Source organism: Paraclostridium benzoelyticum (assembly GCF_001006285.1).
Classification (GTDB): Bacteria; Bacillota; Clostridia; order Peptostreptococcales; family Peptostreptococcaceae; genus Paraclostridium; species Paraclostridium benzoelyticum.
Map to the genome: position 1 here is coordinate 1 of NZ_LBBT01000259.1, position 1,488 is coordinate 1,488.

General features: G+C 30.9%; 2 protein-coding genes. Both read right to left on the reverse strand.

Annotated features, from left to right (window positions below; translation table 11 throughout):
* Window positions 1-64: 64 nt before the first annotated feature.
* Complete coding sequence (locus VN21_RS13380; protein ID WP_024619944.1) at window positions 65-610, reverse strand: NADH peroxidase; 546 nt, start codon at window positions 608-610, stop codon at window positions 65-67.
* A gap of 160 nt (window positions 611-770) precedes the next feature.
* The gene (locus VN21_RS13385) at window positions 771-1,316 is read right to left on the reverse strand and encodes an NADH peroxidase (protein ID WP_021428523.1); all 546 of its coding nucleotides are present in this window, start codon (window positions 1,314-1,316) and stop codon (window positions 771-773) included.
* Window positions 1,317-1,488 lie beyond the last annotated feature (172 nt).

Consider the following 1,488-nt stretch of genomic DNA (forward strand, 5'->3'; position numbering starts at 1 on the left):
AAAATAAGCCCTCATATTAGTAAATAAAAATACTAATATGAGGGCTTATTTATATATCTAATTATTATTTTCCAAAATGTCTATTTAATAATCCTAAGAATGCTTTTCCATGTCTAGCTTCATCTTTACACATTTCATGTACTGTATCATGTATAGCATCTAATCCTAATTCTTTAGCTTTTTTAGCTAATTTTAATTTTCCATCAGTTGCTCCGTATTCAGCTTCTACTCTTGCTTTTAAGTTAGCTTGTGTATCTGCTACTACTACTTCTCCTAATAATTCTGCAAATTTAGCTGCATGTTCTGCTTCTTCAAATGCTATTCTCTTATATGCTTCTGCTACTTCTGGATACCCTTCTCTGTCTGCTTGACGACTCATTGCTAAGTACATTCCTACTTCTGTACATTCACCTGTGAAGTTAGCTCTTAACCCTTCTATTACTTCTGGATCTATCCCTTGAGCTACTCCTATTCTATGCTCGTCTGCCCAAACCATTTCACCTTTCATTTCTTCGAACTTATCAGCTCCAACTTTACATACTGGACAAATTTCTGGTGCTGTTTCTCCTTCATGTATATATCCACATACTGTACAAACAAATTTTTTCATGTTTAAAATCCTCCATATATTTAATATAATTTTAATTTTTTACGTTAATTTACAATAATTTGTTAACGTTTTTCCTAGTGCCTAAATATATACCCAAAATATGTTGCTTTAAACACATTTTTTAGATATATATTTAAGTTATTTATCCAATCTCTATATATTATTTCCCAAAATGTCTATTTAATAATCCTAAGAATGCTTTTCCATGTCTAGCTTCATCTTTACACATTTCATGTACTGTATCATGTATAGCATCTAATCCTAATTCTTTAGCTCTCTTAGCTAATTTTAATTTTCCATCAGTTGCCCCATATTCAGCTTCTACTCTTGCTTTTAAGTTAGCTTGTGTATCTGCTACTACTACTTCTCCTAATAATTCTGCAAATTTAGCTGCATGCTCTGCTTCTTCAAATGCTATTCTCTTATATGCTTCTGCTACTTCTGGGAATCCTTCTCTATCTGCTTGACGACTCATTGCTAAGTACATTCCTACTTCTGTACATTCACCTGTAAAGTTAGCTCTTAACCCTTCTATTATCTCTGGATCTACTCCTTGAGCTACTCCTATTCTATGCTCGTCTGCCCAAACCATTTCACCTTTCATTTCTTCAAACTTATCTGCTCCAACTTTACATACTGGACAGATTTCTGGTGCTGTTTCTCCTTCATGTATATATCCACATACTGTACAAACAAATTTTTTCATATTAAAATCCTCCCTTTAACCTTATATATATTAATTTAATTAGTTTCTAAATTGTTGTTAACTTGTTATAGTATATATATACCCGTCGACTTTCTTACTAAACATAAATTTAAAAATAAATCTTATAAAATTTAAAATTATCATAATTATTCTAAAATTTTAACTAAAATAA

Coding starts and splice junctions, on each gene's coding strand:
- VN21_RS13385 (WP_021428523.1), bottom strand. CDS start 1,316: ATGAAAAAATTTGTTTGTACAGTATGTGGATATATACATGAAGGAGAA.
- VN21_RS13380 (WP_024619944.1), bottom strand. CDS start 610: ATGAAAAAATTTGTTTGTACAGTATGTGGATATATACATGAAGGAGAA.